General features: G+C 58.7%; 31 protein-coding genes and 3 pseudogenes. 21 read left to right on the top strand and 13 right to left on the bottom strand.

Translation table 11 applies throughout. The annotated features are described in order from the left end of the window. The first annotated feature begins 69 nt into the window (after positions 1-69). Complete coding sequence (locus F3H96_RS25690) at positions 70-327, top strand: GGDEF domain-containing protein (protein ID WP_244620159.1); 258 nt, start codon at positions 70-72, stop codon at positions 325-327. On the opposite strand, the pseudogene F3H96_RS25685 reads toward F3H96_RS25690, so the two are convergent. Next, positions 258-686 (bottom strand): annotated as a pseudogene (locus F3H96_RS25685) (transposase); the annotation flags it as partial. The gene F3H96_RS25690 and the pseudogene F3H96_RS25685 sit on opposite strands and share 70 nt — an antisense overlap. Positions 687-909: 223 nt before the next feature. Further along, a complete protein-coding gene (locus F3H96_RS31320) occupies positions 910-1,038 on the bottom strand; it encodes a hypothetical protein (RefSeq protein ID WP_244620151.1) in 129 nt (42 codons plus the stop codon). A 1,159-nt stretch (positions 1,039-2,197) separates the two neighbouring features. On the opposite strand from F3H96_RS31320, the gene F3H96_RS25675 reads away from it, so the two are divergent. Further along, positions 2,198-2,659 carry a phasin family protein gene (locus F3H96_RS25675; RefSeq protein ID WP_149804474.1) on the top strand — a complete coding sequence of 154 codons (462 nt, stop codon included), beginning with the start codon at positions 2,198-2,200 and terminating at the stop codon, positions 2,657-2,659. A 159-nt stretch (positions 2,660-2,818) separates the two neighbouring features. Here F3H96_RS25675 and F3H96_RS25670 read toward each other — a convergent pair whose 3' ends face one another. Then, on the bottom strand, positions 2,819-3,973 hold the full coding sequence (locus F3H96_RS25670; RefSeq protein ID WP_244620150.1) for an inorganic triphosphatase: 1,155 nt from the start codon (positions 3,971-3,973) through the stop codon (positions 2,819-2,821). A gap of 123 nt (positions 3,974-4,096) precedes the next feature. Between F3H96_RS25670 and F3H96_RS30705 the strand changes: the two genes are divergently transcribed. The 3 genes from F3H96_RS30705 (at position 4,097) to F3H96_RS25655 (ending at position 6,520) form a co-directional block, all read left to right on the top strand. Beyond that, complete coding sequence (locus F3H96_RS30705; RefSeq protein WP_188131531.1) at positions 4,097-4,273, top strand: hypothetical protein; 177 nt, start codon at positions 4,097-4,099, stop codon at positions 4,271-4,273. 1,542 nt (positions 4,274-5,815) lie between these two features. Beyond that, a complete protein-coding gene (locus tag F3H96_RS25660) occupies positions 5,816-5,977 on the top strand; it encodes a DUF1328 domain-containing protein (RefSeq protein ID WP_149804473.1) in 162 nt (53 codons plus the stop codon). Positions 5,978-6,340: 363 nt separating this feature from the next. After that, on the top strand, positions 6,341-6,520 hold the full coding sequence (locus F3H96_RS25655; protein ID WP_149804472.1) for a hypothetical protein: 180 nt from the start codon (positions 6,341-6,343) through the stop codon (positions 6,518-6,520). Between the two features lie 166 nt (positions 6,521-6,686). On the opposite strand, the gene F3H96_RS25650 is transcribed toward F3H96_RS25655, so the two are convergent. Then, complete coding sequence (locus tag F3H96_RS25650) at positions 6,687-6,902, bottom strand: CsbD family protein (protein WP_149804471.1); 216 nt, start codon at positions 6,900-6,902, stop codon at positions 6,687-6,689. Between the two features lie 327 nt (positions 6,903-7,229). On the opposite strand from F3H96_RS25650, the gene F3H96_RS31315 reads away from it, so the two are divergent. Continuing rightward, positions 7,230-7,748 carry a hypothetical protein gene (locus F3H96_RS31315; RefSeq protein WP_348530090.1) on the top strand — a complete coding sequence of 173 codons (519 nt, stop codon included), beginning with the start codon at positions 7,230-7,232 and terminating at the stop codon, positions 7,746-7,748. Continuing rightward, positions 7,730-8,065 (top strand): hypothetical protein, encoded by a 336-nt coding sequence (locus tag F3H96_RS31310; RefSeq protein ID WP_244620149.1) that lies wholly within the window; start codon positions 7,730-7,732, stop codon positions 8,063-8,065. The genes F3H96_RS31315 and F3H96_RS31310 overlap by 19 nt, the downstream gene beginning before the upstream one ends. 171 nt (positions 8,066-8,236) lie before the next feature. Here the strand turns inward: F3H96_RS31310 and F3H96_RS25640 are convergent, their stop codons facing one another. Then, positions 8,237-8,842: an SOS response-associated peptidase family protein gene (locus tag F3H96_RS25640; protein WP_149804470.1), complete on the bottom strand. Its 606-nt coding sequence runs from the start codon at positions 8,840-8,842 to the stop codon at positions 8,237-8,239. Between the two features lie 475 nt (positions 8,843-9,317). On the opposite strand from F3H96_RS25640, the gene F3H96_RS25630 reads away from it, so the two are divergent. The 4 genes from F3H96_RS25630 to F3H96_RS25615 all read left to right on the top strand — a co-directional run bounded on the left by F3H96_RS25630 (position 9,318) and on the right by F3H96_RS25615 (position 11,657). Further along, entirely contained in the window at positions 9,318-10,166 is an 849-nt protein-coding gene (locus tag F3H96_RS25630; protein WP_149804468.1) for a PRC-barrel domain-containing protein, read from the top strand. A 63-nt stretch (positions 10,167-10,229) separates the two neighbouring features. After that, positions 10,230-10,718: a hypothetical protein gene (locus tag F3H96_RS25625; RefSeq protein ID WP_188131530.1), complete on the top strand. Its 489-nt coding sequence runs from the start codon at positions 10,230-10,232 to the stop codon at positions 10,716-10,718. Between the two features lie 177 nt (positions 10,719-10,895). Next, a complete protein-coding gene (locus F3H96_RS25620; RefSeq protein WP_149804467.1) occupies positions 10,896-11,126 on the top strand; it encodes a hypothetical protein in 231 nt (76 codons plus the stop codon). Between the two features lie 66 nt (positions 11,127-11,192). Beyond that, positions 11,193-11,657, top strand: coding sequence for a hypothetical protein (locus tag F3H96_RS25615; protein ID WP_149804466.1), 465 nt, complete (start codon positions 11,193-11,195; stop codon positions 11,655-11,657). A 457-nt stretch (positions 11,658-12,114) separates the two neighbouring features. Here the strand turns inward: F3H96_RS25615 and F3H96_RS25610 are convergent. Continuing rightward, positions 12,115-12,643, bottom strand: a pseudogene (locus tag F3H96_RS25610) (HEPN domain-containing protein); the annotation flags it as partial. Positions 12,644-12,697: 54 nt separating this feature from the next. Here F3H96_RS25610 and F3H96_RS31305 point away from each other — a divergent pair. After that, on the top strand, positions 12,698-12,889 hold the full coding sequence (locus F3H96_RS31305; protein ID WP_244620148.1) for a hypothetical protein: 192 nt from the start codon (positions 12,698-12,700) through the stop codon (positions 12,887-12,889). A 171-nt stretch (positions 12,890-13,060) separates the two neighbouring features. Here F3H96_RS31305 and F3H96_RS25605 read toward each other — a convergent pair whose 3' ends face one another. From F3H96_RS25605 to F3H96_RS31300, 3 genes are all read right to left on the bottom strand, one after another. Next, complete coding sequence (locus tag F3H96_RS25605) at positions 13,061-13,438, bottom strand: hypothetical protein (RefSeq protein ID WP_149804465.1); 378 nt, start codon at positions 13,436-13,438, stop codon at positions 13,061-13,063. A gap of 1,295 nt (positions 13,439-14,733) precedes the next feature. Then, positions 14,734-15,441 carry a Crp/Fnr family transcriptional regulator gene (locus F3H96_RS25600; protein WP_149804464.1) on the bottom strand — a complete coding sequence of 236 codons (708 nt, stop codon included), beginning with the start codon at positions 15,439-15,441 and terminating at the stop codon, positions 14,734-14,736. Positions 15,442-16,391: 950 nt separating this feature from the next. After that, positions 16,392-16,934 carry a glycosyl hydrolase 108 family protein gene (locus tag F3H96_RS31300; protein ID WP_149804463.1) on the bottom strand — a complete coding sequence of 181 codons (543 nt, stop codon included), beginning with the start codon at positions 16,932-16,934 and terminating at the stop codon, positions 16,392-16,394. An 11-nt stretch (positions 16,935-16,945) separates the two neighbouring features. Here F3H96_RS31300 and F3H96_RS25590 point away from each other — a divergent pair, with 11 nt between their 5' ends. From F3H96_RS25590 to F3H96_RS25565, 4 genes and pseudogenes are all read left to right on the top strand, one after another. Continuing rightward, positions 16,946-17,311 carry a hypothetical protein gene (locus F3H96_RS25590; protein ID WP_244620147.1) on the top strand — a complete coding sequence of 122 codons (366 nt, stop codon included), beginning with the start codon at positions 16,946-16,948 and terminating at the stop codon, positions 17,309-17,311. Between the two features lie 610 nt (positions 17,312-17,921). Beyond that, positions 17,922-18,226: pseudogene (locus F3H96_RS25580) on the top strand (transposase); the annotation flags it as partial. Between the two features lie 584 nt (positions 18,227-18,810). Continuing rightward, entirely contained in the window at positions 18,811-19,095 is a 285-nt protein-coding gene (locus F3H96_RS25570; protein ID WP_149804461.1) for a hypothetical protein, read from the top strand. 21 nt (positions 19,096-19,116) lie between these two features. Continuing rightward, positions 19,117-19,320 carry a hypothetical protein gene (locus tag F3H96_RS25565; protein WP_149804460.1) on the top strand — a complete coding sequence of 68 codons (204 nt, stop codon included), beginning with the start codon at positions 19,117-19,119 and terminating at the stop codon, positions 19,318-19,320. Between the two features lie 442 nt (positions 19,321-19,762). Here the strand turns inward: F3H96_RS25565 and F3H96_RS25560 are convergent, their stop codons facing one another. Beyond that, positions 19,763-19,954, bottom strand: coding sequence for a hypothetical protein (locus F3H96_RS25560; RefSeq protein ID WP_149804459.1), 192 nt, complete (start codon positions 19,952-19,954; stop codon positions 19,763-19,765). Between the two features lie 130 nt (positions 19,955-20,084). Between F3H96_RS25560 and F3H96_RS25555 the strand changes: the two genes are divergently transcribed. Then, positions 20,085-20,249: a terpene synthase/cyclase family protein gene (locus F3H96_RS25555; RefSeq protein ID WP_149804458.1), complete on the top strand. Its 165-nt coding sequence runs from the start codon at positions 20,085-20,087 to the stop codon at positions 20,247-20,249. A 30-nt stretch (positions 20,250-20,279) separates the two neighbouring features. Here the strand turns inward: F3H96_RS25555 and F3H96_RS25550 are convergent, their stop codons facing one another. Then, entirely contained in the window at positions 20,280-20,546 is a 267-nt protein-coding gene (locus tag F3H96_RS25550) for a hypothetical protein (protein ID WP_188131529.1), read from the bottom strand. A 765-nt stretch (positions 20,547-21,311) separates the two neighbouring features. On the opposite strand from F3H96_RS25550, the gene F3H96_RS25545 reads away from it, so the two are divergent. The 4 genes from F3H96_RS25545 to F3H96_RS25535 all read left to right on the top strand — a co-directional run bounded on the left by F3H96_RS25545 (position 21,312) and on the right by F3H96_RS25535 (position 22,532). Continuing rightward, positions 21,312-21,587 (top strand): hypothetical protein, encoded by a 276-nt coding sequence (locus F3H96_RS25545; RefSeq protein WP_348530088.1) that lies wholly within the window; start codon positions 21,312-21,314, stop codon positions 21,585-21,587. 6 nt (positions 21,588-21,593) lie between these two features. After that, the gene (locus F3H96_RS30695; protein WP_188131528.1) at positions 21,594-21,767 is read left to right on the top strand and encodes a hypothetical protein; all 174 of its coding nucleotides are present in this window, start codon (positions 21,594-21,596) and stop codon (positions 21,765-21,767) included. Positions 21,768-21,862: 95 nt separating this feature from the next. After that, on the top strand, positions 21,863-22,048 hold the full coding sequence (locus F3H96_RS25540) for a hypothetical protein (RefSeq protein WP_149804456.1): 186 nt from the start codon (positions 21,863-21,865) through the stop codon (positions 22,046-22,048). Between the two features lie 256 nt (positions 22,049-22,304). After that, positions 22,305-22,532: a hypothetical protein gene (locus F3H96_RS25535; RefSeq protein WP_149804455.1), complete on the top strand. Its 228-nt coding sequence runs from the start codon at positions 22,305-22,307 to the stop codon at positions 22,530-22,532. Between the two features lie 426 nt (positions 22,533-22,958). On the opposite strand, the gene F3H96_RS25530 is transcribed toward F3H96_RS25535, so the two are convergent. Together F3H96_RS25530 and F3H96_RS30690 are read right to left on the bottom strand one after the other, a co-directional pair. Next, positions 22,959-23,144, bottom strand: coding sequence for a hypothetical protein (locus F3H96_RS25530; RefSeq protein WP_149804454.1), 186 nt, complete (start codon positions 23,142-23,144; stop codon positions 22,959-22,961). A gap of 323 nt (positions 23,145-23,467) precedes the next feature. Continuing rightward, positions 23,468-23,668 (bottom strand): hypothetical protein, encoded by a 201-nt coding sequence (locus F3H96_RS30690; RefSeq protein WP_188131527.1) that lies wholly within the window; start codon positions 23,666-23,668, stop codon positions 23,468-23,470. Positions 23,669-24,262: the final 594 nt, after the last annotated feature.

Below are 24,262 nucleotides of genomic sequence, written 5' to 3'. Positions count from 1 at the left end.
GCCTTGAGGAGTCTGGGAGACGGCGAAAAATTGGCCGTCCACTGCGTCGATCTCGACCGCTTCAAGCCAGTGAACGACACGCTCGGCCAACCGGTTGGAGACGAGCTTCTCGGCGCTGTGGCCAAACGCCTGAAGCAGCAGGCAGGCGAAACCGCCATGGTGGCTAGTCTAGAGTGGGCGGCGACGAGTTTGTCATCCTCCGGTCCCCTGTTCGACGGCAACGAACAGGCGGGTGTGCTGGCAAGCCGCATCATTCAGCGGAAGGTGACGCCGTCCTCGTCGAAACGGATGGGGCGCCGGTTCGAGATGGCGACCCGGTGCGTATAGCGCGACAGATAGGCGAGCACCGCTTGGGGTCCAGCGAAGGGCGCCTTGGCGTAGACCACCGATCGCTTCTTTCGGATGGGAGCGAGGTGGCGCAGGAAGGCCCGCCGCTCGATGAGATGAGCAAGGGCGCCGAAGAACGCAAGCCGTCCGGCCTCGTGCAGTGCGATCAGCCGGGTCAGGAACAGGCGGCGGAACAGCTTGCCGAGCACGCGCACCGGCAGGAGAAAGCCCCGGACGCGAGGAGAGTGCGTCCTGTCGAGCGCGATGCCTCCGCCCGGCACGATCATGTGGACATGAGGATGGTGGGTCATCGACGAGCCCCATGTGTGGAGCACGGCGGTGATGCCGATGCGCGCGCCACCAGAGGGGGTTCGAGTCCACATTTTGGGCAAGCTCGGAAAAATCAAATAATTTCAATAAGCAGTATTCTGGTGAGCCTGGAGGACATATTAAGATCTTTGATTTTATTGGCTTTTTGGGCCAAAATCAGATCTTCCCGTATCGTTCCGTGGTTCCGCTATGGACCTCGTCCAGTCCAATTTCACTGGCCTATACGCGCCCTATAGAGTCCTAAACTGAAAGTCAGCTACTACGCCCAGAAACGGACAGCTTTTGATCGGCCCCGGCCAGAGGCGAAAACTCGGATTTGGCCAGTACCCCAGCTATCCTGGCAAAGCTGACAAATGCCTGTCGCGCCTGTTCGGTTGGCATCTGCCCGGCGATCGCGGCGTTGCAGCTTCTCACCGCGCAGCTATACCGGTCCCCGACGGGCCTTCGGCCACTGATTCAAGAATACGAGCGCCTCCCGCACCGTGTTGATGTCGTGTGCCACGTCACTGGTCTTAACCTGCACGGGGGCAAGGAAAGCCAGACTGGTCATTTGTTACCTCCTGTGAATTGCAAAGGGTTCATTCAGCCTCCCATGATGCGGCTCTTTCGTTTGTGCTGTCGGACGTCATTTCACGTTCCTCTGCCTGATGTCGGTCGTTCGAATGTCAACCGGCTATTCGACGAGGTGTTCCGCGGTTTGCCGCGAACTTGATGCCGGTCTAGGGCGCCTTGAGGGGCGAGGCCTCCTTGGAGTGCACGGAGCCCATGTAGATGATGCTGCCGCTCTTCTGGCGGTACAGACAGCCGGAAACGAAATGGTGAGTGCAGAGGATCGCCTAAAAGACACTGTACTTGGACTACATGGCTGCTGCTACGGGCACTCCATGGCGACTCTCAAATGTTCAACCTTATTGTCGTTGCCGCGGGCAGTGATTGGCCCTCATTCAGGCGCTATCGGAAGCAGATTCACGGTCTGGTGGGAGGCCTCATTCGGGCCGGAGTTGAAACGACGGATTTCGCATCGCCTGACGTGGACGCGGCCGCTTCCTGCTTTTGCGCCTCACTCGTCGTCTTATGGGACCCCAGGCTCGTCGGGGCACTGCCTTCGCGTCACTGCGAGATTTCAGCTCAGGAACTGGTCGCCTTCGCTATTGATGCGTTGAGGTAACGCATGCTTGCAGGTTCGAAGGCGGGAGATTGCTCAGCCGAGGAGTTGGATCGCCTGGATCGCTCAAACCTGATTGTATGCCCTCTTCATTACCGAAGGATGTCGCCTGCGGGGGTTGCACGCTCAACCTGCTATAGCCGGCGGGAGAGGACGATCGACGACCCGCGATGGTAGAGGCAATGTTCTCGAATTGTGCGCGCGGGCGCCAAGGAATTCCGGCTTGGCGGTGACGCTGCTGACCTCAATTTGCACAGCGCCGGTCGGGCGGCTCGCGCGCAGATTCATGTCAGCTTCATAAATTCGTTGCGACGATTTCGTACATGAAGGAGACGGCTTTGTTGTGCCGCCGCCCCCTGAAAAAAGGATGGAAGAATGGCCAAAATCACCGGCAAGACCGAAACGATCGAAAATATCGAAAGCCCGTCTTTCGACCCGTCGAAGGCTGCCGAGCAAATCCGCACCGTCGCCGATCAAAACGTTGAGCAGTCGATGGAAGTCTTTTCCAAAGTGAGCTCGGACGTTGACACGGCTCAAAAGGCTCTCGACTCGACCCTTGAAATAGCCAAAACCACCAGCAACGAGGTGTCTCTGGAGACGATAGCCGCCTTGCGCGCCAATGCCGAAGCCGGCTTCACGCACCTCGAAGCCCTTGTTGCCGCGAAGTCGCCGTCGGAATTCTTCGAATTGCAGACAGCTTTCGTGCGCGAACAGATCGAAAAATCCGCCGAGCAGGCCAAGCTCATGCAGGCTTTGATTTTGAGAGCCACCGAAGATATGACCAAGCCGATCAAGGATGCTTTCGAGAAGGCTTTGAAGGGACGCAAGGCCGCCTGATTGCCAAGGCAACCCGAAACCAAAGCTTACAGGAAACTCGCGGTCGGGCGGTTCCGCCTGCCCGACTGCTTCTGCGCCGCCCTCACGCTCTTCTCGCTCGAAATCAGCCTTGCCTAGGCGCTGGCACCTTTGCCCCAGAACGAAACCACTCAGAAGTATCTATCTGGACACCCTCTGAACGCGCGCTGGAGAGCTTGGGCAGGGGGTTGACACTTCGCGAGCGCAGTCTGGATCCAGACCAGTTTGCGGAACTGAATGATGGCTGGCGCAGTCGGCAAGGCAAAAAACTCGGCATCGCGAGGGCCGACGTCCCGCATAGGCCTCGTCGCGTGCTTCACGAAGACGGCTCGAAAGTGCTTCGCTCGAAGCACGGTCGATCATCACGTCGATATTGCGCGCATCGCCAAGTTCCGAGGTAAGCCATTTGAATTCTTCCCGCAGGTGATCGAAACGGCTGTCATCGAACAGGGACTTCGAGATCGAGAACAGGGAGCGCAACCGTCGCAGCGACACCCGAGCCTGGTGCAGGGCCTCGGCATCGCGGGACCAGCCCAGCGCCGCTTCATTGAGGCGAAACTGCCTGAGACAGGCCGCTGCGATGCGCGCAATAGCCGTTGCCGCGGTCATCTCGGACGAGAGCGGGGTAGAAGCCGCTTTCACAGCACCGGGCGCCGGGCCAAGCAGGCGATAGCCCCGTTCCGCTTTGCTCAGCACCCCGAGATGCGCCGGCGTTATCAGGTCGACTTTGCGGGCGAGCCCAAACAGCGCTCTCGGCGAGCCCGCCTTCCTTTCTAACTCGATCTCGCAGAGCGGCGCCTCGCGATCGGCTGCAACCACCTTGCCAATATCCAAAGCGACTTCGACCGTGGCGTCGCCATCCACCACGTTCCAACGATGCCGTTTGACATGAACCTCGAACAAGGGCGCGAGCTTTGGGCCAGTCCCAGCAAGCACGTCGCGGATCTGCGGATCGTCGAGCATCGGTGTGTCGCCAGCGACCGGTCGCTCCCATTCCTCGCGTTTGAACGATCCGGCCGCCGCGTCATCGCCGGCCTTGACGGTTTGTATCCGTTCATTTCCCGATTGCCGAATGCGAAGCGACAGGCCACGCTTGGACAGGTCCCGTTCGGGAGTGTCGTAATAGATGGATCTCTGCTGAAGGATGGTGGGCGAGGACCCGAACGGATTTTTCTTCAGGAGCGACCCCGTACCCGACCGCCAAAGCTCAAGCTTCAGTTCCGTTTCCTGCATGATGATGCCCTCGCGCAGCGTCGCATCATGGTAATCGGAGGCTCCGCCCCTATGGTGCGTCATGAGACTGTCACAAACAACCACCTCAAAATGGCCGGAGCTCAAGCCGGCGAACGGCTATCGCAAGCCGGAACCAACACTTCTCAGTCCTCGTTCCTCCGATGACACAAGAGAAGGACACAAGCGATGGCTACCAAAGAAAAGAAGAAGCCGAGCCGCGTGGTGAAGGGGCAGGAACTGGAGGTGGAGCACCTGACGGAAATCGCCGACGTTTCGCCAAAACAGGCGCGCGCTTTGTTGCGTAAGCATGGTGCCGACTGGACCAAGTTAAAAGACGAAGCAGAAGATCTGAAGGAAGACTGAAATTCCCGGCGGGTCTGGTCCGTCTCTCGGCCTCCTTGGCTTGGCTGGTCAGCACCCTTGCGCGCTGCTCAAATGCAGTGTGAATTTAGGTTCAGCTGAGAAAGGTGCTCTGCTAGGCTTGGTAGTGGGAGCCAAGGACGGGAGTGTGCGAATGGATGCAACCGAATTGCAGGCGATCAGCGACACTCTGATGCGGGTCGTGACGCCGGACATGACGCCCAAGCAATTATCAAGGCGGCACGGAAAGAGCACCCGGACGCGTCGAAGAGGGACATCGCTCGGGCGGCGTTCTTTTCGATTATCGCCAACGCCGATCAAGACCGCGGCAAGGCAAAGAATCTGCAGGCGTTCGCCATCGCGGAACGAACGCAAAACGCAGCCGAGTAAGTCTGTCACATCGAGTTAACGATTGTCGAATGACCGAAAGGGAAGCCCGAGCTTCCTTCGCGCCGGCAACTTGGTCTTCGGCCCAGAAATTCGACCGCAGGTGCGCAGCAAAAGACCGGACGCCGGTTCAAGTCGAGCTGATGGCCAACGCCGGAACCAGCTTGCTCGCTTGAGCGGAACTTAGCTCCTTGGCGAGGTCGTCCGAGGCCATTCCTTTCAAAAATGGCTGGCCGGAGAACTGGCCGCCTGCAGTATTTATCGAACTTGCAAAGATGGCACCTTTTTTAAATTTTGATTAGGGGCACCAAGGTTCGATTAAGTCCGTTCTGATATCCTGGGATCAATCGGAAGCTAGGCCGACCGAGATTCCACCTTGTCAGCCGAAAGAGGTACGGAACGCTTGTCATAGATGATAGTTCTCAGACTTGTCACTGCGCATAAACCCCCTCTGCGTAGTTAATCTCTAGCCAAACGTTCCCCCCGGCCTTGCGGCTCGGGGGGCTTTTTTGAACCGAGCGCCATTTTGTCAGCACCGAGAACCCTGGCGGGCGTCTCAAACTCTGCGATCGGGAACGCAGTAGAAACCACGTGTGGTAACCATTGATTCAACCGCTGCTGGTATATTGATGCGAGTGTGGGGCTCCGACATTGCGATGGCTGGGTTGCCGGAGCCGGCTGCGCAGCCTGGGGTACGCAGACCGCGCTGTCTCAGAATAGGACAGCGCGGTCTACGATTCGTTAATCGACTTCAATTTAGCGCGGCTGCACCCCGTTTTCAGGACGCAGGAGTGTGGCCGTCGCCATGCAACCAAGAACCAAGGGGGCACGGCCCGACCATCGGTTGCTACGGATGCGCCGACCACCGAGAGCCAGGCGGAACTGATCGCCAACTATTTCGAGATCGATCGCGCATCGCTGATTTGACACCCTCAATCTGCAGAACTAGCGCGCAACTGATCTGCGGACCAAGGCATCGCTGCCAGACGATTACCGGTCATGGGAACCGCATGCCGCGATTAATCTTGGTGATGAAGCCTCTCGATTCTGAAGGCCGAGCGAAAGGCATCTCGACAAGGCCAACGCCCGCATCAGGCGATGAGTGGCAAACTATGACGCCACTGCGGGGAGCCTCAAGTATCGAAAGGAAAACTCGATATGCTCACACGATTCGACATCCTTCTGATCATCCTGATTCTGCTTGCGGTCTTCGGCTTTCCGGGCGGCATCGTTGGCAACCGCTTGCCGCCGTATCTGACCAGCATCGTCCTTATCGTCGTCCTGGCCGTTCTGCTGCTGCTCGGCGTGGTGCGGTATTAGCTCAGCAATCATCCTGCCGTGATTTGAGCGCCCAGGGCGCAGGAACGATGATTTGTACTGGGGCGCCGGGGTCTGTTATCATGTCGGTTTGTCGACCAGCGGTCTCTTTCGCGCCGGCGGGACATAGGCGGTCACCAGCCTGACTTTCACGCTGGAACAAATTTCGACCAACTCCGTTTTTCTGCCCTAGCCGGATGCCTATCCCAAAGTCCCTGTGTCCGGCTGGTCTGTGGCCCGCTGCTACCCCTCGGCAGCGGGCCTTATTGCGCCTCTTGCGCAATGATTTGGAGAAACATAGCAACTGATCCGCACCCGGAACCAGTTCCTTAGGGCTACGTTGGTGCCCGATGGAGCAATCCGGAAATGAGCAACAAGACCGAGAAATCACAGTCAATGAGCGATGCGGTCATTCAGCGCCTAGTCCGGGAAACAGGAATCACGGAACAACAGGCTCGCGATCTTGTCGGCGTCTTAGGCGAGACCAATTGGTCATCGCTCGTTCGGGAAGCTAGGTTGCTGAACCGCGGCACGCCCCGGCGCTAGGGCATGGCCGGAAGCGATGCCTCAGCAGAACTGTTCGGGCTTGATCCGGTGCTGTTTCGGGACGATCACTCGCTCGGTCGCCTTCATCGGGTCATCGACCTCGACCATTCTGTCGGCCTCCCTGGGGGGAACCGCGCCGTAGACCAGGGTCCGGAGTTTTTCGATCTTAAAGCTTTTTGTTGATTGCTGCGGCCGCCTTGTTGGTGGCATCCTTGGCCGCTGATTTTACATCGCCGACAGCTTTTTGAACCTTGCCCTTCGCTTCTTGCGCACCGCCTTCGGCTTGTAGTCTATCGTTTCCGACCGCCTTGCCGACGCCCCGTTTCGCTTTCCCCACTGCCTGATTTGCGTGCCCTTTGGCCTTATCGCTTGTACTGCCCATGACATCCTCTCTTGAGCGCCGATTGTGGCGCAGACAATGAACGGAAGGTCTCGTTTGAAGTTCCGCCAAGGGAAGAAAAACTACGGCCGGCTAACGGAACTGAAACGCTTGCCCCTTGCATCAGGGGGCAGGGCGACGTGTGGTCTCGAGCATTTCGGCCGCGGCCTTCTCTGCCTTCTCGGCGGCTGCATCGGCGAGGTCGATATAGTGGAGAGCTTTGTGCGTTAGCATCGCCAGCAGCGCCTCACGAAAAAGCTTGCCGGTCTTGGCATTTGCGATGTGAAGTGACGCCCCTGTCGCTGTTCTTTCTCTCCAGGAGGAAGAGTCATTGCTCTTTCAGCAATTGCTAACGGAACGCTTACATTTCACGAAGACGGCATCCGCCTCTACACCAAGGGCGGCATCGACTGGACGGCCAAGTACCGTCCTCTCGCCGCGCAAGCCGAGGCGCTGAAAGGAGAAAGTTTCATCCTCGACGGCGAGACGATAGTGCTCAATGAAAAGGGCCTTTCGGACTTCCATGCGCTGTGCTCGGCGATCACGCGTCGGCCGCAGGATCTCTACCTGGTGGTGTTCGATCTGCTCTACCTCAACGGCCATGACCTTCGCGACACGCCGCTAAAGGACCGGCGCGAGATCCTGCAGGCGATGATCCGGGCCGGGGGCGCATCCAGTTCTCCGAAGCGCTGCCGGGCGCCGGCTATGCGGTCTACCATCTCGCCTGCGAAGCGAACCTCGAAGGCGTCGTCTCGAAACGGCTGGAAAGCGTCTATCGCAGCGGCCCGACGACGATCTGGCGCAAGATCAAATGCTTCGACCAGAAGGTCATGGACATCATCGGCGTGAAGCGGGAGACGGGAAAGCTGGCGATGGTTCTGATGGCCGATAAGGGCCGCTACATGGGCGGCGCCTTCGTTACGTTCAAAACCGACAAGCGGCAGGCGCTATGGGACCGCGTGCAGCGCAAAGTGGGGGCGGTGCCGCCGAAGGGGCTAGCGAAGGACAAAGGCCGAATGGTTAAGGCCCGGTCTGGTCGACCGGGTCAAGTGCTTGGAAGGCGAGGAAAAGCTGCGCCACGCCTCGTTGCGAGATTTTTGGGAGAACTAGTGCGCTGCGGCTTCCTCTATTCCAAGGAACCAATGCTTGGGTCTTCCACTTATTAGCTAGTTAGCTAGCGATCATGTTCCGCTTTCTGTGTCCGTTACAAGACAGCCCGTCGCTATATCCTCCCGGCGGCGGGCTTCTTAGGCGCCACGGATCGCGCTGGAAGTGTGCGCTCGCAAACTGATGCTGGACGCCGGGCGGCGTGGCGTATCCCGGTGGCGTATCCCGGTTTAGGGGCTCGGTTCGACCAGGCTAGCATGGTCGTTGAGCTGTTTGTTGATAGCCGCGGCGCTCACCTCGCGCCAAACGCGATAGAACTGCAAATGCCGGTCGATGTCGTGGCTGAGGATGTCCTTCAGATCTCTGGCTGGCGTCTTTGGACCAAGCCAGGTGTCGTGATAGGCTGGGTCGAGCATGAGCGGTTGCCGATCGTGGATCTGGTTGACCGGCGCCGCCGACGGTTCGGTGATGATGGTGCAGCTCGTTGCGTCGAGATTGGAGTTGTAGGCCCACAAGCCTGAACGAAAATGGTGCGTGACTTGGCTGAAGATGTGCCACGGGTCCTTATCGCCATCGGCCGGGCTCTTGGTCCATTCATAGTAGGCGTCGGCCGGAATAAGGCGTCCACCGCAGCCTTGCCGGCCCGCCCACCACGCTTCCGCGGCAACGTATTCCTCTTCCGACGGTTCCTCATCGGGCGGGAAGCCCATGTCGTCCCAGCGCTCCACTGCGGAAGCGCCTTCGGCTGCATCTTCGCCCGCTATTCCAGACTGCTTTAGTACTGCCGATGCTGCTTCGATCCGGCGCTGCTTTCCTCGGGCGTGGCGCCCCGGCATCCATTAAAATGTTCATGGTCGGCCTCCCAGCGCGCGCAGGTTCATCATGTCGTCGGTCATCGGTGCTTCCTTCGAATCAGGTTGGTGTCAGCAACCCGACCCTAACGGAAGAACATCGATGACCACCGCTGCGCTCCTCGCTCGCTACGGCGCTATCGAGGGCGCGCTCGCGAGCGGCTTCGCCACCGCCGAGCTACACCACCTCGCGGGACACGACCGCCATCTTGCGGAACGGGCACTGCATGAAAACCCTCTAGGACGTTATGCCGCCGGCCGGGCCATGGGATGGCTCCCTCCCTAGAAATGCCGCCCGAAGCTATCGCCAATCTAGCATCAGGTTCTACGTGAGCCTTTGGTCTTGCGCCAGTTGCGACCATGGACCCACTCCCGGAACGTAGGTCCGTTGTTTTCGTTGGTCGAATGACGTTGGCAGATACCGACGGTCAATCAACTAGGCAACAGGAGGAATTTCACAATGGTCCGCAAAATCCTGGCTACGGTGGCGACGGCTGCTCTCATGTCGACGGCGCTCTGCATCGGTGGTGCACACGCCGCAAACACCGGCAAGCTCGCTACCCAGACGGAGGTTGTTGCTCCGGTCACTGATGGCAAACTTGTCTCCAAGATCATGGGAGCCGCGGTCTATGACAGCTCCGCCGATGACGCGACGAAAATCGGCGATGTTAATGACATCGTCCTGGACAAGGATGGGAAAGCTCAACTCGTCGTAATTGGCGTCGGCGGTTTCCTAGGCGTGGGCGAAAAGAATATCGCATACGATTTCAACAAGCTTGAATGGATCAACAAGAAGGGTGATCGCTGGTTAGTCGCAAAGACGACCAAGGATGAGCTTAAAGCTCAGCCCAATTTCGATACTAAGGCTTACGACACCGCGGCCGCCTCCACGGCCCAGCCGACTAGCACCGGCAGCCAAGCGGCTACGAGCAAAACCGACACAACTTTGACGGCCTCGATCGACAAGTCGACCTTGACCGAAATGCCCTCAGACAAAATCAGTGCGGCTAATCTGATCGGAACCAAAGTCTATGGCGCTGATGATGCGAAGGTCGGCGAGATTGGCGACGTAATCCTGACCGGTGACAAGAAGGTCGACTCGATAATCGTTGATGTAGGCGGCTTTCTGGGCATTGGCGAAAAGAAGGTCGCCGTCGGTATGGAGAACCTCAAGTTCATGACCGACAAGAACGGCAACCGTTACCTCTATACGAACTTCACCAAGGATCAGTTGAAGGCGCAAACTTCCTACGACAAGGCCACCTACGCCCAAAACCGGGACAAGCAGCGCATCATCGTCAACAAGTAAAAAATCATCGCGAAGCGCTCGCCTGTGTGGCCGGCGCTTCGACTGACTAGGCAGGAGCCGGGTTTGAAATTAGTTGACGAGGTCCGTCATAGCTCTGAAGATATCAGCGACCTCGTCCTGTCTGATGTGGTTTCCGCGCTTCATCGACGAGTTAGGGTTAGCCACGAATTCGACATTCCCTACATTGCTGGGTACAGCGGGGATGCAACGACGATTTATATCGACCGACATCTGCCGCGCACCATGAGGTGGAGAGGCAAGAACGTGCGGCTCGAACCGTTTCTGGTGTGCCACGAAATTGTTGAAAAGACTCTTTTGGACGAGTTGCGACTTCATTATCTGCACGCCCATCAAATCGCCTCCCGCGTCGAAAGAGACGCGGTCAGAGGGGCAGGCCTGACTTGGCGACACTATCAAAGCGTGATCAAGGGCCATGAAAAAGCGATCGATGAGGAACAACTTCGCTGCGTACCAGGCGATTTAGATCTCACGCCTTACAAAGATCTGAAGGATTACCCTTTGCTCCAACGACTAGTCCAAGCATCGCAGTAGCTCATTCCAGGCCACCGAGGGTCGTGTCCCGCGAGGTGGTGTAGCTCGGCGGTGGCGAAGCCGCTCGCGAGCGCGCCCTCGATAGCGCCGTAGCGAGCGAGGGGCGCAGCGGTGGTCATCGATGTTCTTCCGTTAGGGTCGGGTTGCTGACACCAACCTGATTCGAAGGAAGCACCGATGACCGACGACATGATGAACCTGCGCGCGCTCGTGGAGAAGACCGCCGATGCCGATCTCCTGCGCGAGATGATCGGCTTTGCCGCCGAGCGGCCGGAGAGCACGGCGACCAACGCCGTCAGCTACACCGCTTCCGAGACACGATCCCACCGAGACAGCGGAAATCAAGGCAGGCTGTCAAATTTTCTCGGCAATGGAACTTCCCGACCGATTGCAGGTTCGCCTGCATAGGGACGACTGAGGCCCATTCCGGCCTGTGCAATCTGCAGGCAAGCGCCTCGCCAACAGGAGACGGCCATGAAACATCAGACACTTGAAGAACTGCATGAGGTCGCGGAAGTCGAAGCATCCTTTCCGACCATGACGCGGCGTCAGCGTTTGGAACATTGGGCCATGCTACTCGAACGAGATCCCGAGCGGTGTCTCGCCGCCTTCCCCGGGACGGAATATATGACCTTGGACGTGCGCGACAAAGCCCATTCCCTGGGCTCTGCGCTCAGCATCGCCTTCGCCGATTCAATGTTGTGCGCGCAAGGATTGAAGAACGATACGTATGGCGAAGCCAAGCGTTTCTTCGAGCTAACGGATTGGCAGTTGCACGCTATCGTTTGCCATTGTCATGTCGGCGGGACGATGAGAGCCGGATGGGCTGCGGTTCAAGTCCGGTCTGCCATCTACACGGAAGGCAAGGTTTTCAGCAAATTGCGCGAAGCGATAGCGCATTGGCCGGTATTCCGCATCTTAACTCATGCGAGGGAGTAAGAGACGCCTCAGGAAGCTGAAAAGGCAGCGACGGAAAAGGTCCAAGCACATGAAGGACGATATATTGGAGCTGACGTCGCTAACCGTGACAAAAACGGGCGAGCGTCGCCCGTTTCCTTTTGCCTCATCGAACTAGTCGTAGGTCACTCTCCTCGGAAGTAGCCCCTGAGATCGCAGCATGGCGGTGATTACTATGTATCTCGTCCAAATCCGAAAGGTTGCGTTCGTGTTCGGTGCAGAATGAAATCGCCGGCCTGTTGGATCAACGACCGACCGAACTCCTTACAGGTTCAACGTCAGCTTTTAGGATGGTTGAAAATTCGTTGAACAGCCGACATGCCGGCGCAAAGCTGCCCCTCTCAAAGTTAGTTCTAGCCAGAGCATAGGGCCGCCGACCTTAGGTCCGTGGACCACATATCTTCCAAAGCGAGGCGCTGAACGACCTTTGAAACATGCGTCAGTGGTCTGTTTGCTTCAACCGTGCAAGATGAGTTTGGCAGATCTTCTCAACAAGCCTGTTCAGTTCGGCAGTGCGCTCGCCGAGCCATTCCAGGGCTTCCTCGCTGATGGCATAGTGCTTGGAGTAGCGGGCTTTGACGTAGGCTTCGTTCAGCGTGTTGAACCAGGCTCGATACCGTTGCTGGTCGCGCGGCCAAGCTTCAGCGAGCTGCCGGTCCTGTTCTTCAGCCAAAGCTCGCAAGAAAGTCAGCTTGTGTGAGGGCGGGCTGTAGTTGGTTAGGACGAGCAACAGGGTCGCGTAGGCTTGCTCGATGGCTTGGTGGAGGGTGAAAGCTGCGTCTTTCCGCCATTCGCTATCGGCCGCAGATTTTGAAAGCTGAAATAGGAAAGTCTCGAGCCACCGCTTCGTGCCAAGTAGCCTGTTGCTGAGAGTGTTTCTAGCCGTCTCGTAGGCGTCTTTCGGCGAAAGAGCTCGGCTCGGCCAGCGGCTCGTCGTCAAGCTCGTAAAGCACGATGCCCTCTCGACGGAACAAGTTCCAGCAGCCAAAGTTCGTTCTGTTCTCAAACTGAGGGCAGACCGCATGAAAACCTACAGGGTGGAAGAGATGGCGGGGGACATGGTGGTCTCTCACCGCGCCGTGAAGGCTGAGACGCCGTTGGAGGCGGTCAGAAAGGTGACCGGTAGGGACGTCCAGGCGCGCCGCGATGAACGTTCATGGGTCCGGGTTGCCGACGAGAACAACCGGGCGGTGTTCAAGTACGCATTCAAGTGAGCCTGAGAATAGTAACCAGCTGTTCACCATATCAGGGCATCGTGATTTTAGGCGCCCGCAAACCGCCTAACCTGCCTGACGCCCCCCGCCCAATGGCAGCGGCCGACGCTTTCATGTAACCTCGCGCAGTATGCGTCGGCCGTCCTGTGGCGGCGGGTAGCCGCAGCGTTTCTATTTGCGGATGATCCAATTCACCAATCCAGGCTGGATGGCTTCGCAATCGACAAATTCAGAAATCAGGTTCCTGGCCAGATCGCGCCAATGACATTCTGGCGCGTTGGTCTCTGCTACTAACTTCCGGAGCGCTTCTCGGATAATGTCGGCATCGAAGGCGGAGACGGTGACGGCAGCCCGGTTTGAGTTTGCTAATGCTCGGGCATCATTTTGTCGCTGGCGGCGTTGTAGAAGCTCCCTGGATGCGGCGATTGCCTGCCGTGAATGTTCTATGTCGCGTTGGAATTGGCTGTCGTGAGCCAAGGATATGTGTCGCAGCATCAACGTCTTATCGACAGCCGCCTTCGCGGCATTCAATTGGGATTCAGCTACCATCCTCGTGGCCTTCGAAAGGAACTGTTTACCTCATTTCAAAGAGGAGCCCAAAGGATTTGAGTGTGCGGTTTCGTACCAAGTCATCGCGCCGGGCTGTCAAATCCTTTCCGCATCTCAGGCGAGGTTTTGCGGGGCGATGTCTGGCGCCATTAGATGTGCGTAACGCGCTTGCCGCCACAGATGGCGCATTTCAGCTTTGGACGAAGATCCCATTCCATCGCGGGAGCGTCTGGGCATAGCGATCGCGGAGCGCTGCCAGGTCGAGCTCACGGCTACGACCACAGTCAAGGCAACCGGTGCTGATCGTCATGCGCCCGTCGATCAGTCCCTGCAGCATCCAGCCGTTGTCCATGCTGGCGATATAGCGAGCCCCAGTCAGTCCGCCAATTTGCCTGCTCATTGGGAGAAGATCATGGAGAGCACGACAAAGCAGATCGACACTTGAACGGCCACCAGCAGGCAGACTTCGACGATCATAGTTTCACGGTCACTGAACATAGGAAAGGCAATGCTTTTCTATGGTTAAGGTTCCGCGCTGCGCCCGGTCGCCAAAAGGCGATCATATTACTTGACGAAGCCGCCAGCCGAAGCTGACGGGCAGATCTGGAGTAGCCCTGGTGCGCAAACTGGCAATGGGCATATGGGTGACGGAGCACGCCGGCGCCTTATTCCTCAGAAACCATGTGCTTGCCAGGATCTAAACCGGCGGACCGCAGCAAGCCAATGGAAAGAGCCCGCCAGCCGCAGCTGACGGGCCGTATCCAATTTCTTGATTAACTAGCCCGCGGGCTGGATGACGACGGCCGGCGCCAGCATCTTCTGTTATTCGCCAGGGATGACCTTGACGACGCCGAGTTCACGCCCGACGCAGCCCGTCTCTCGATCTAAGGGCCGCGCAGTTGAAAGCGGTTCCCGCGACCAATCCAGAGATCGGTGACGCCGACAACCCACTACCGCTTGAACATCTTCAATATCAATCCGGTACCGATTCGAACCGAGATTTGCCTTGGCGGCTGCCCACCCTAACTGCCGTTCGACGGTAGGCTAAATTGATGACAATTCCCGCTGACCTGATCGTCGTGGATCTCCTGGGGTTTCTGCGGAGGCAGGCGGCTTATTCGAGGAGGCTCGATTGAGGCCGGGGACGAATTGGTTGACTTTGAGCATTGCGATTTCGGAAGTGGCAGATTGGCCGCCGGACATCAACCTCTCCGACTGGCTGCATGGAATAATGACCCGACACCTCAACTGAGGGCCGCGCACCTCTTCAGCGCCTTCTGGGGGGCAAATCAATCTCACACGCCGAGAAGACGCAGATAGTCGGCTTCAGCCTGGCCGTAATAACCATCCGCTAGACGGATGAGGCCTTCGCGGTCGCGCAGGGTTATCTCGCCGCGTTTCGACCAGATCAGGCCGCGACCCTCTAGTATCTGTAGGCAGATGGTGACCCCGGGCCGCCTGACGCCAAGCATGACGGAGAGAAATTCATGCGTTACGTTGATGACGTCCGAAACACTCCTGTCGTCGCACATCAGAAGCCATCTCGCCATACGATCTTCCAGCTTGCCGCGCGCATTGCTCAATGCAGTGGATCTTGTTTGACTCTGAAGATAGTAGACATAGCGAAGCAGCAACAGGCGAAGCGTTTCGCTTCTATCGAGTGCGGCCCGGAATGGCTCTGCATCGATGCAGAGTGCCGCACCGATCATCTGGACATAGCAATCGTGCGTAGACCAGTCAGCGCCCATCAATAGAGCAGTGGCCGACATGCCTTCGCTACCAATCACGCCCACCTCGGTGTCGAGCCCCGGATGATTTCTAGCCACCACTGAGGCGATGCCACTTTCGAAGAAATAGACTGATCCGATCGGCTGGCCAGCCGTTTCCAATTGTTGCCTGATATCAAGGGATCGGAGCCGCAAATTTGGCACGAGCAAGGCGAAGTCGACGTCACTCATGCGGCGCAGAAGGCCGTTCTTGTTCCTGACAATTGGATGATCCATGTCTCTCATTTCCGAAGGGGCAAGAGCATAGGGATTCTCTCAACTATCCACGCCCTGAATCACTGCGAAGGGTGCTTTGAAAGATAGCCGAGTTCCAACCATTGATTTTGTTTCGAACGAAACCGACAAAGCTCTAGTGGTTGATCTCAGATCATGCTTCCTTGGGTTTGTGGGCCACCAAGCGCGCCTCCCTTGATGGACGCGCGATCAAAACCGAGCAACGAAACAATTTCTTTGATTTGCTGTTCTGAAGCTCCGGATTCACGTGCCAGAGCAGCAATGATGTCCTGATTGCTGCGTCACCGTCCCAGCTCCATCTGGGGCAGGAGTGCGGTCGTCGCTCCCAAGCGTCGGCGCCCGTCATAGCCAACGATCATGCTTTGTACGCTTTCGGACAGTTTCTGGCTATAAATGTTTTAGCCAAAGGCTGGTTCTAAGGTCGAATGCCACTTCAGGAAGCGGGGTTACTGCGATTGGTTTGCGAACCTGTTGCCCACCGTCGAAAGCTAGCGCACGGTTGTGTTCGCTTCCGATTGTCGGTCTCGATGAAGCGATCCATTCGTTCGTGGAGCGTCGATACACTGCTTTTCAGGTCGCGCACGCAATCACTTCGTCGCGGAATTCACGTAAGCCGGCCTTGGTAATATAGGTTTGGCAACGTGCAATGAAGGTAACGAGCAAGCTCGTAGCAGCCACCAGGCAAGAAAGCCCGCGATGACGGCCAGACTGACGGCGCCGACGACGCCAAGAGCGCGATCGATGAGCACGGCAACGACGGAGGGAAGGTTCTCCATCACGCTCCCAGAGCCGCCGCCAGACGCCCTCAGCTTGGCGTACCAGCGCCAGCCGACGCCGCCGATCGCGAGCAACGCGCTTGCGATTGCCAGGATGACGACGACTTTGCCGATCAGCTCGCTCGCGTAGGAGAAGGGCGAATGCTGGCTCTGCAGTCATACAGGTAGCCGGATATGCCGAGCCCGCCAGCACGCTGCCGCATCGCCGAGAGCGGCAGCGGGCACGCTCCGGGCGTCTTCAATGAAGGCCTTGGCCTGGCCGCCCGCGATGAAGTTCGCGGCCTGCGGCGTCTCGCGGGTCGACCAGGCCTGTCCGATCGAGCGGACCTCCGCGACACGCGCGCCCCAGCCCCTGCCGGAGGTCGACCAGGTCTTGAGATGGGGAAGGAAGGCGAGCCGCTGGTCGCAGATCCTGTCGATCAGCGCGTCGTCGTTGTTACGGGATTGAACAGCGGCCGCAATGGTGCGCAACCCCATGACGCCATCGATGCGGCCCTCGTAGAGCGAACCGAGGGCGCGCTGCAGCCAGATGACCGACTGCTTCGGGCCGGATTTCACAGCACCGTCGAAGACGACATAGTCGACGCCGGCGGGAAGATGATCGCCCTTAACCTGGTCCCAATACTGCCGGTCGTAGATTTCGAACCGCTTCTGGCTGGTGATGGACCTCACGGGCTGCGTGGCCAGGCCCTTGCTCATGCGATCGGGGGGTGCGCCAGCACGCGGGCAAGCGAGTCCTGTTCGCGGGATGCGACCATGCTATCTTCTTTTCGGTTGGAACTTTTCGTGCCCGGCCCTGGTTAAGCGGCCCGGTGATTGGTAGGAGCGGATTGGACTGCTTCAAAAAGCTCGAGGCGCTGATCGACGCCGGCGGCTCCGAGGCCGTTGCCGAGGCCCGGATGCTGCTCGCTCAGTTCGAGGGGAAGTCGCAGGCGCTCGCCGGAGCGATTGACGAGTTTCTGGTTGATCTGATGACGCTGGTGTTCCTGCTCGAAACCGAGCGCCACGCATTCCACAGTTCCGCGCGGCGGCTGGCGCGAATGAGGCTCACTATGGTGAGGCTGCACTCCGCCTAGCGGCTGTCAGCGCTTCATGGAGCCCGCGGACCGCCACACGGTTCCCCGTCAACCGGGAGCAACACGCCAGGACCCGGCATGGAATGGTCGAGCCTTCAGCTGCAGGCACTCAGCCCCCGGCAACGGATCGACGCACGTCTATGGTCATTATCGGCTCCGACAGAGCCGCGCTCAGCCGCCCGCCGTCCCGACAACACCGCGCGGAGGCGCAACGAAGCGGTCTGTCCGCATTCACCCCAGAGCTCCCCGACGGCGGTCGCGCCATCGCCGACATCTGCCGAAATCCGAAATCCCCATAGCCATCGCCTGTGGCCCGCGGGTTCCTTCCTCGGGGACTTTCGTACGCCTGCCGGCGCCCGAAACTCCGGGACCGGACGGTCAGATCTTGGCTGCCGCTGGCCAGATAGCTGCCGTTGTGCAGCCATTGCGGATTCAAGGAATGGGCATAGCTTCGACACGCGCGACTTTAGCGAAGCTTGAATTTGTTTGTCGCCTGATTCATTGCCATAGGCCGTCGTGAGGAACGATGAAATGTTGCGGTAATCGGACTTCCATCGGTCTGCAAAGTGATGAGGTCGCTCACACTGCTTTTGATTGAGGTACCGACGACATGATGAACCTGCGCGCGCTCGTGGAGAAGACCCCCGATGCCGATCTCCTGCGCGAGATGATCGGGGCTTTGCCGCCGAGCGGCTGATGGAGCTGGAGGTGGGTGCCGCGACGGGCGCCGGCTATGGCGAAAAGAGCGCGCTGCGGACCGCCCAGCGCAATGGCTACCGCGACAGGGACTGGGAGACGCGGGCCGGAACGGTTGAGCTGCGCATCCCTAAGCTCAGGAAGGGCTCCTACTTCCCCAGCTTCCTGGAGCCGCGCCGCATGGCTGAGAAGGCGCTGACGGCCGTCATCCAAGAGGCCTCACATGAGGAGCTTTTGAGTCAAGTAGGTAGGTCACGGTCCCATTTGGCAACTTCCGTTCGTTATCGGATCCAGGGTCTGAGCACAGGTTCATGATGCCGGTTCGGTTATCCGAGCCTGATCAACCTCACATTCGGTCGCCGCTCGGGGCGGCCGCACCAATATCCCGCGTTCGGCGGGCAAGGCTCAGGAGGACGACACCATTCTACGTTCTCAGTCACGCCGGCGCCCGGCAGACCTTCCTTTCGCGCCTTGGCAAATGCCCGGTCACTTTCGAGGAACTCCGACAGCATAAGGGGATCAGTTCAGCCACGGTTTCGGACTCGCCATAGGTCTGGCGGTAAAGCGCCGCATAGCTGAGGTACAGATTCGCTGGGCGATAGGCTCTATCGAGAAATGTACGCAACCGAAGTACTCGCAGAAGAGCCCTACGCTCGGCCCCGCCGGTGTCCAGCACCATGTTTGCGAGCACGACGGTTGCGGCAGGGACGCGGGGTGGGGCTTTGCCAGACGGAAGCAGGCGCCGCACTGGTTCTATTTTGAGCACCGCGGCGAAGGTGAGAAATTCCTATAGGAACAGGCCGATGTCCCGCCATCAATTCATGCAGGAACTGGAAAGCACCGCAGACCACGCCTCCCGAGCTGATTTGCAAGTGCTGCTGCGACGCGCTGCCTTGCTGCTCAGAAACGTCGGCGGTTTCAGTGTCGATCCGCGCACCGACGAGGCACTGACCGGCCTCGCCGCCGAGATGGGCACGGCTAAGCCGGACCTGATGGAAACGCTTGTCGGTGATTGGCTTGTTGCTAACGCTTACCTGCCGGTGCCGCATGCGCTGGACGAGGAAACCGCTGTCGACGGAATTGCCTAGATGGCCAGAGGGAGCGGCGAAATGCCATTGCGCTACGGTGTCGAGACGTGTCCCGATGACGCGTCGATACTCCACCTTAAGCTATCAGAAATCGCCGACAACGGTGGTCGCGTGCTGAACGTGATTTGGCAGCCGGAGCGCGAAGTCATCAACCGTGAACATATGGACGAGGTAAGGCTGCCAGTTCCGGCTGGCTACGTGATTATCTCGGAGTATTTCGAATGACAAGCGGGCGCCGATCCCATTTAGCTAAATTGAATTTCGATTAATGAATCGTAGACCGCGCTGTCCTATTCTGAAACAGCGCGGTCAACTACCTACCTACCCCTGACTGCGCAGGCGGCTTCGGCACCCAGTACCCCTGCCGCACTGTCGGAGCCGCCACCTTCTCTTATATACCAGCAATGGTTGAATCAAGGGTTACCACACGTGCTTTCTAGTGTGCTTTCCCGATCGTTAGAGTTTGATGGAACCGCCGCCGGGGAGCCCCCCAGTCGTGCTCGTGCTGGTGGCCGCTGCCTACACCGAAGCTCCCGCGCGTCCTGCCGCTTTCCTGCGGCTTCGGGCCACCGCAACAATGCCTGCTCGGCATCATTTCAATAGCTGGCAGACATAGGCTGCCAGTCGAGCAGCCCGGACAGCCTTTGTCCCCTACGGCTGGGAAGCGCTACGGCTGAATGATGATCCGAATAAGCTCTTCGCCAGGTTCATCGTCGGACATCTCCTTAATGAATAGCCTGGCGTGTTCCACCCACCGAGACGTTGGAATGTTCTGTTCGCGGACCGACTTGCGAAAGGCTTCTCGCAATATGTCGAGATCGAAAGCCGAAAGATGGTTCGTGGTGGGTTCGCTATCCATCGCAGCCTCCCTGGCAACGGGAACGTCGATTTTATAGGGTGCGATAGAAGCGATTTTCAATAACAAAAATTTATCAGCGGAACCATCAGTGCAGTCGGGCGTTTGCGGGCGGAGAGGTGGGACTTCTCTCATGCCCGAGCGTGATGATAAGGCCGCAGATTTAGCCAACGCTGTCGAGCGTCTGGTCCGGGAGACCGGCGTCACCAAGCAGCAGGCGGCAGAGCTCATCCTTCTCATTGGCATGAATTGGGCGTCGCTCATTCGCGAGGCGAAGATACTGCGCGCCTCCCGTTAGCATACGCCGGCCACTATTTCCATTCGCCTTTCAGCCATCTCGCCTCCGCTTCTCAGGCGCCAGTGCATGATTGGTAAACTGCAGGTTCCGATCGTCGCGGCCGGCGGCGCGGCACTCATGGCAATAGATGATTTTGATCAGATCCCAATGCATGCAGGGCTGATCCCGGCCAAACCGCTTGACCATCTCCGCGAGGTCTAGAACAGCCGTGCTTTTGCAGGTGAGGCAATAGACCGACAGGCCAGTGCCCGCTTCGAGCTTTTGGCCAAGGGTGTCTTCCGCGAAGGGAAATTTCATCGTCAATGGCGATCCTCGTGAAATGGGTCACCGCACCAGGAAGGATTATGTTCCTCCGGCGCCGCCTGTTGGCAAGAGAGGCGCAATGGTAGAACTAGGCCCGTCGCATCACCCGCCGGGATGTACAACGGGCCTAGCTATCCGGTTCCATTTCAGGGTTGGTGACACCATGAATCGAACCGGAGCCGCAAGTGCACCCGCCGATCGATCAGCTGTTCGAAGGAGTGATCGAAACCACGACCACCGCTGTCACAATCGACAGGCGGCGCCTTTGCTGAACGCCGGCGTGAGTGTCGTCCGAGCAGAAAAGCATGGCCATCAAAAATGTTAATCGGCGTCGCGGAAAGTTAGCCGCGGAGCTGCGCCGGCCAGCTTTTGGCGGCGCTCCCACGACCATGCTTGCTTCAGGAACAGTTCGGCATAGGCTGACCACTCGGAGTCGCTTATGTGATGCTCCCGCGCCGACGCCCTGAAGGCTTCGCGCAAAGCATCGAGGTCCAGGACAGAAATATTAGCATCCCCTTGCATGCGGCCGAAAACACGGATGTCTGGAGAATGTTCCGCCAGAGGCAAGGAACCCGGGATGTAATTGAGAGCCCATCCAGCCAGCAACTGCGACGGGCTCTCGCCAGGGTAGCATGGGTCCCGGCGCGGTGCCCCATTAGCCCGTTCTAGGAGCGCCGCAGCATCTCAAACTGCGTCACTCGCATATTGTTCCATTAGCGACTGCTTGACTAAACCGCACTCGCCCCAGATTCGTTAGCCATGGCGAAGGGCAACCTCAACGTCGGCGACGAGGTCGCCATCGTGGCGACTGTGCGCCGACGCGTCACCGAGAGCCGCATTAGCGTCTCGATCCCGTCTTACGGCTCCCCGCATTCGATCAAGCCGATGGAGCTTATCGGCAACGTCACCTATGTCGACGACGATGCCGGAAAAAGTCACTGTGAACCTGGGCATTCCCGTGACTGTCGACGTCAGCATAGTACGGCTGTTGACCGCCTATGCGCCACCGAAACGGAAGGCGCCGCTGGTGGATAAGGCGACATGACCAAACTGTCTGATCTAGGACCGCCGATCATCGGCCGGCTGCGTGGGAAGCAGCCCGACGACGAGCGCGATCACTTCCACCGGTGCCCGGTGTGCGGCCAGGCGGTGGACCGGCCTGACCTGCGGTGGCACGAGCAGCCGGCGCATGAGAATTTAGAATTGGATGGCTAAGCAAAGGCCTATCCCGGTGAAGATTCCGCTGCGCATGGGCAACGACAGGAACAAACGCGCGCGACTGTTGTTGAAGTGCGACGGAGTTCCACGGCATGAAGACCTACAGGGTTGAGGAAATGGCTCGTGAGGTGGCGGTGAGCCGGCACGTCGCCAATGCCGACACACCCTGGGAGGCAGCCACGAACGTAACTGGCAAGGAAGTCCAAGGTCGGCGAGAGGAAAAGTTCTGGGTCCGCGTGACCGATGAGCAAGGCCGGTCGGTCTACAAATGTGTTTAAGTGGCCGTTTGTCAGTCGCCTGCAACGGTAGCGCCTGTTGAAAACGCCGGATTTGCGAATTCGACTGCCCTGAATCATGGCATAGATAGATCAGGGCCTCGCGCAACACAGTTTGCTGACTTAATGGCCTCCCGTGCTCCGGCGGCCGTCGAACGCCCCGCCCCCACCCCGCCGGTTCGACGGTCGTCCTTTCTCTCGGCTTGTTACGAAAAACCCGCCGGCCGAAACCAGCGGGTGAGGTGGAGAGAGATGCTCAATGACCAGGGCCAACCTGGCGCCTTACAAACCGGGGAACTGGCATAATGTTCCTTTGCTGGTTCTGGCGAGCCCTTCTCCTTGCCCCGAATTAGGACCCATGCTCCGCGCCGTGACCGCGCAGCTTATACCCGCTATTGCGCTCGCCTTCGTGGTGAGCTTTGGCTGGTTTTTGGTCGCTTATCGGCTGTATAAACGCGATCTGCCGCTTGGCCCGAACAATTTGTAGCGTAGCTGTTTTGGCTGTCGCTCCCAGTGGCCGCCCTCTGCGTGTATTTCTGGTTTGACGACGGCGTAGGCAGAAGTCCGTCCGTACACGTCTTTGCCTGCACCATTGCCGGCGTGATCGCGGCAACCCGTCCCCATAGGAATTCTCAGGATGGCGGTTTTTGGCACCACTATAAGCGCCATCTTCGCATCGGCTGGCTCGCTCAGGCCTCGCTGTGGTTGTTCGTCCTCGTCTACCTGGCCGCCACTTTAGCGTACCACCTGATTGGCAGAGCCCAAAAGGAGCGCTCGCGCTATCCCTTCCACTTGCTTCGGCTGGATCTTCGACCCGCCGCCAACCCTCAAGCGCGCCTCGAGCACGGCACTTTGCTGTGGTCCGCCCGTCATAGCCGATATCGCTTTTTCGTTGCCGCCGTTGCTAAGCGCGTCAATCACCCGCTCCACGGCCTTCGTGCCGGCCGCGCGTGCCGCGCCATGTGCGCCGCCAGCAATGAAGCCTTTCGTCGACCGTGTCCTGCATCTGATTAATACGGTTGACCGGAAAGCAGAGAATCAAGGCCCGCCGCCGCAGTGTCTGGGCTAGGTCGAGCATCGGCCCGGCGATCGGCACCATTGTCGAGGTAGCCTTGTCATGCCCTCCATCCTTTCATAACTTAGCCAAGCCCTTGGTCTGATTGGCACAGGTACGGCACAGAAACCCATGGCTAAGTCGGTAGTTGCCTGCCCCACATGCGGCGCGCTCTACGAGCGAACCGAGATCGAATTGCCCGCTCGAGACCGCGACAGTTTCAACTGCGTCGTCTGCGACAACGAGATGGCGAGATGGAATGGTCCGCGCATTCCTAGCTTCAGACTGATTAAGCGTCTTGAAAAAGGGACCACGGAATAGGCCTAGACCTCGGCCGCGTTTTTCTGGAAATCGACGTGGTGATGGCCCTACACTTTGTCGGGCGTCTTGGCCGACATGCCGACGGGGCCGGCCGCTTCCCAGATATCGATGCCGGCGAACATCATCCATGTCGCGCGCATCGCTGCAGGATTTTCGCGAGGAATGTTGTGGCGGTTTGCTACGGGCCGGGCGAGCATCCATTGCTCCGCGCGCCCACGCGCGGAGTGCGCGATGGCCTGTCGTCGCATGGCCCGTTGTCGGCCCGCCGCCAGTGACCGGCAGCGGGCCACGGCGGGTCTCGCGGCTAGGTCCGAGATGCACATTTGCCACAGCCTAGACGTTAAATGATCTCCCATTAACCAATGATAATGAAGCGCCGGGCGAGCCGGTGGAGACTTCTCGGCCACCTACCGTTGGCGGGCGCGTGGGTGTGGCCCGATCCGTGTGTGCCCTGGCGCAGCTATCGCAGCGCGGCCAGCGGGTCGGGCCTTTTCTATGTAAGGGCTGTTGTCACCAACGAGAGAGCGCAGGGTCACTCAGGCTAAACATTCCCAGACGACGATCAACATTTTTGATGGCCATGCTTTTCTGCTCGGACGACACTCACGCCGGCGTTCAGCAAAGGGGATTCCCTGAAGCGTGTCTATGAAAAGCCGGTCGTGTTCAGGCGCCGCCTGTCGAGTGTGACAGCGGTGGTCGTGGTTTCGATCACTCCTTCGAACAGCTGATCGATCGGCGGGTGCACTTGCGGCTCCGGTTCGATTCATGGTGTCACCAACCCTGAAATGGAACCGGATAGCTAGGCCCGTTGTACATCCCGGCGGGTGATGCGACGGGCCTAG

This window comes from Mesorhizobium sp. NFR06 (genome assembly GCF_900115245.1).
In the GTDB taxonomy this organism is placed as follows: Bacteria; Pseudomonadota; Alphaproteobacteria; order Rhizobiales; family Rhizobiaceae; genus Mesorhizobium.
Note: the sequence above shows the minus strand (reverse complement) of the source record. Positions and strands in the feature narration are given on the sequence as shown.

Coding starts and splice junctions, on each gene's coding strand:
- F3H96_RS31320 (WP_244620151.1), bottom strand. CDS start 1,038: ATGCCAACCGAACAGGCGCGACAGGCATTTGTCAGCTTTGCCAGGATA.
- F3H96_RS25675 (WP_149804474.1), top strand. CDS start 2,198: ATGGCCAAAATCACCGGCAAGACCGAAACGATCGAAAATATCGAAAGC.
- F3H96_RS25670 (WP_244620150.1), bottom strand. CDS start 3,973: ATGACGCACCATAGGGGCGGAGCCTCCGATTACCATGATGCGACGCTG.
- F3H96_RS30705 (WP_188131531.1), top strand. CDS start 4,097: ATGGCTACCAAAGAAAAGAAGAAGCCGAGCCGCGTGGTGAAGGGGCAG.
- F3H96_RS25660 (WP_149804473.1), top strand. CDS start 5,816: ATGCTCACACGATTCGACATCCTTCTGATCATCCTGATTCTGCTTGCG.
- F3H96_RS25655 (WP_149804472.1), top strand. CDS start 6,341: ATGAGCAACAAGACCGAGAAATCACAGTCAATGAGCGATGCGGTCATT.
- F3H96_RS25650 (WP_149804471.1), bottom strand. CDS start 6,902: ATGGGCAGTACAAGCGATAAGGCCAAAGGGCACGCAAATCAGGCAGTG.
- F3H96_RS31310 (WP_244620149.1), top strand. CDS start 7,730: ATGGACATCATCGGCGTGAAGCGGGAGACGGGAAAGCTGGCGATGGTT.
- F3H96_RS25640 (WP_149804470.1), bottom strand. CDS start 8,842: ATGCCGGGGCGCCACGCCCGAGGAAAGCAGCGCCGGATCGAAGCAGCA.
- F3H96_RS25630 (WP_149804468.1), top strand. CDS start 9,318: ATGGTCCGCAAAATCCTGGCTACGGTGGCGACGGCTGCTCTCATGTCG.
- F3H96_RS25620 (WP_149804467.1), top strand. CDS start 10,896: ATGACCGACGACATGATGAACCTGCGCGCGCTCGTGGAGAAGACCGCC.
- F3H96_RS25615 (WP_149804466.1), top strand. CDS start 11,193: ATGAAACATCAGACACTTGAAGAACTGCATGAGGTCGCGGAAGTCGAA.
- F3H96_RS31305 (WP_244620148.1), top strand. CDS start 12,698: ATGAAAACCTACAGGGTGGAAGAGATGGCGGGGGACATGGTGGTCTCT.
- F3H96_RS25605 (WP_149804465.1), bottom strand. CDS start 13,438: ATGGTAGCTGAATCCCAATTGAATGCCGCGAAGGCGGCTGTCGATAAG.
- F3H96_RS25600 (WP_149804464.1), bottom strand. CDS start 15,441: ATGGATCATCCAATTGTCAGGAACAAGAACGGCCTTCTGCGCCGCATG.
- F3H96_RS31300 (WP_149804463.1), bottom strand. CDS start 16,934: ATGAGCAAGGGCCTGGCCACGCAGCCCGTGAGGTCCATCACCAGCCAG.
- F3H96_RS25570 (WP_149804461.1), top strand. CDS start 18,811: ATGTCCCGCCATCAATTCATGCAGGAACTGGAAAGCACCGCAGACCAC.
- F3H96_RS25565 (WP_149804460.1), top strand. CDS start 19,117: ATGCCATTGCGCTACGGTGTCGAGACGTGTCCCGATGACGCGTCGATA.
- F3H96_RS25560 (WP_149804459.1), bottom strand. CDS start 19,954: ATGGATAGCGAACCCACCACGAACCATCTTTCGGCTTTCGATCTCGAC.
- F3H96_RS25555 (WP_149804458.1), top strand. CDS start 20,085: ATGCCCGAGCGTGATGATAAGGCCGCAGATTTAGCCAACGCTGTCGAG.
- F3H96_RS25550 (WP_188131529.1), bottom strand. CDS start 20,546: ATGAAATTTCCCTTCGCGGAAGACACCCTTGGCCAAAAGCTCGAAGCG.
- F3H96_RS25545 (WP_348530088.1), top strand. CDS start 21,312: ATGGCGAAGGGCAACCTCAACGTCGGCGACGAGGTCGCCATCGTGGCG.
- F3H96_RS30695 (WP_188131528.1), top strand. CDS start 21,594: ATGACCAAACTGTCTGATCTAGGACCGCCGATCATCGGCCGGCTGCGT.
- F3H96_RS25540 (WP_149804456.1), top strand. CDS start 21,863: ATGAAGACCTACAGGGTTGAGGAAATGGCTCGTGAGGTGGCGGTGAGC.
- F3H96_RS25535 (WP_149804455.1), top strand. CDS start 22,305: ATGACCAGGGCCAACCTGGCGCCTTACAAACCGGGGAACTGGCATAAT.
- F3H96_RS25530 (WP_149804454.1), bottom strand. CDS start 23,144: ATGGTGCCGATCGCCGGGCCGATGCTCGACCTAGCCCAGACACTGCGG.
- F3H96_RS30690 (WP_188131527.1), bottom strand. CDS start 23,668: ATGCGACGACAGGCCATCGCGCACTCCGCGCGTGGGCGCGCGGAGCAA.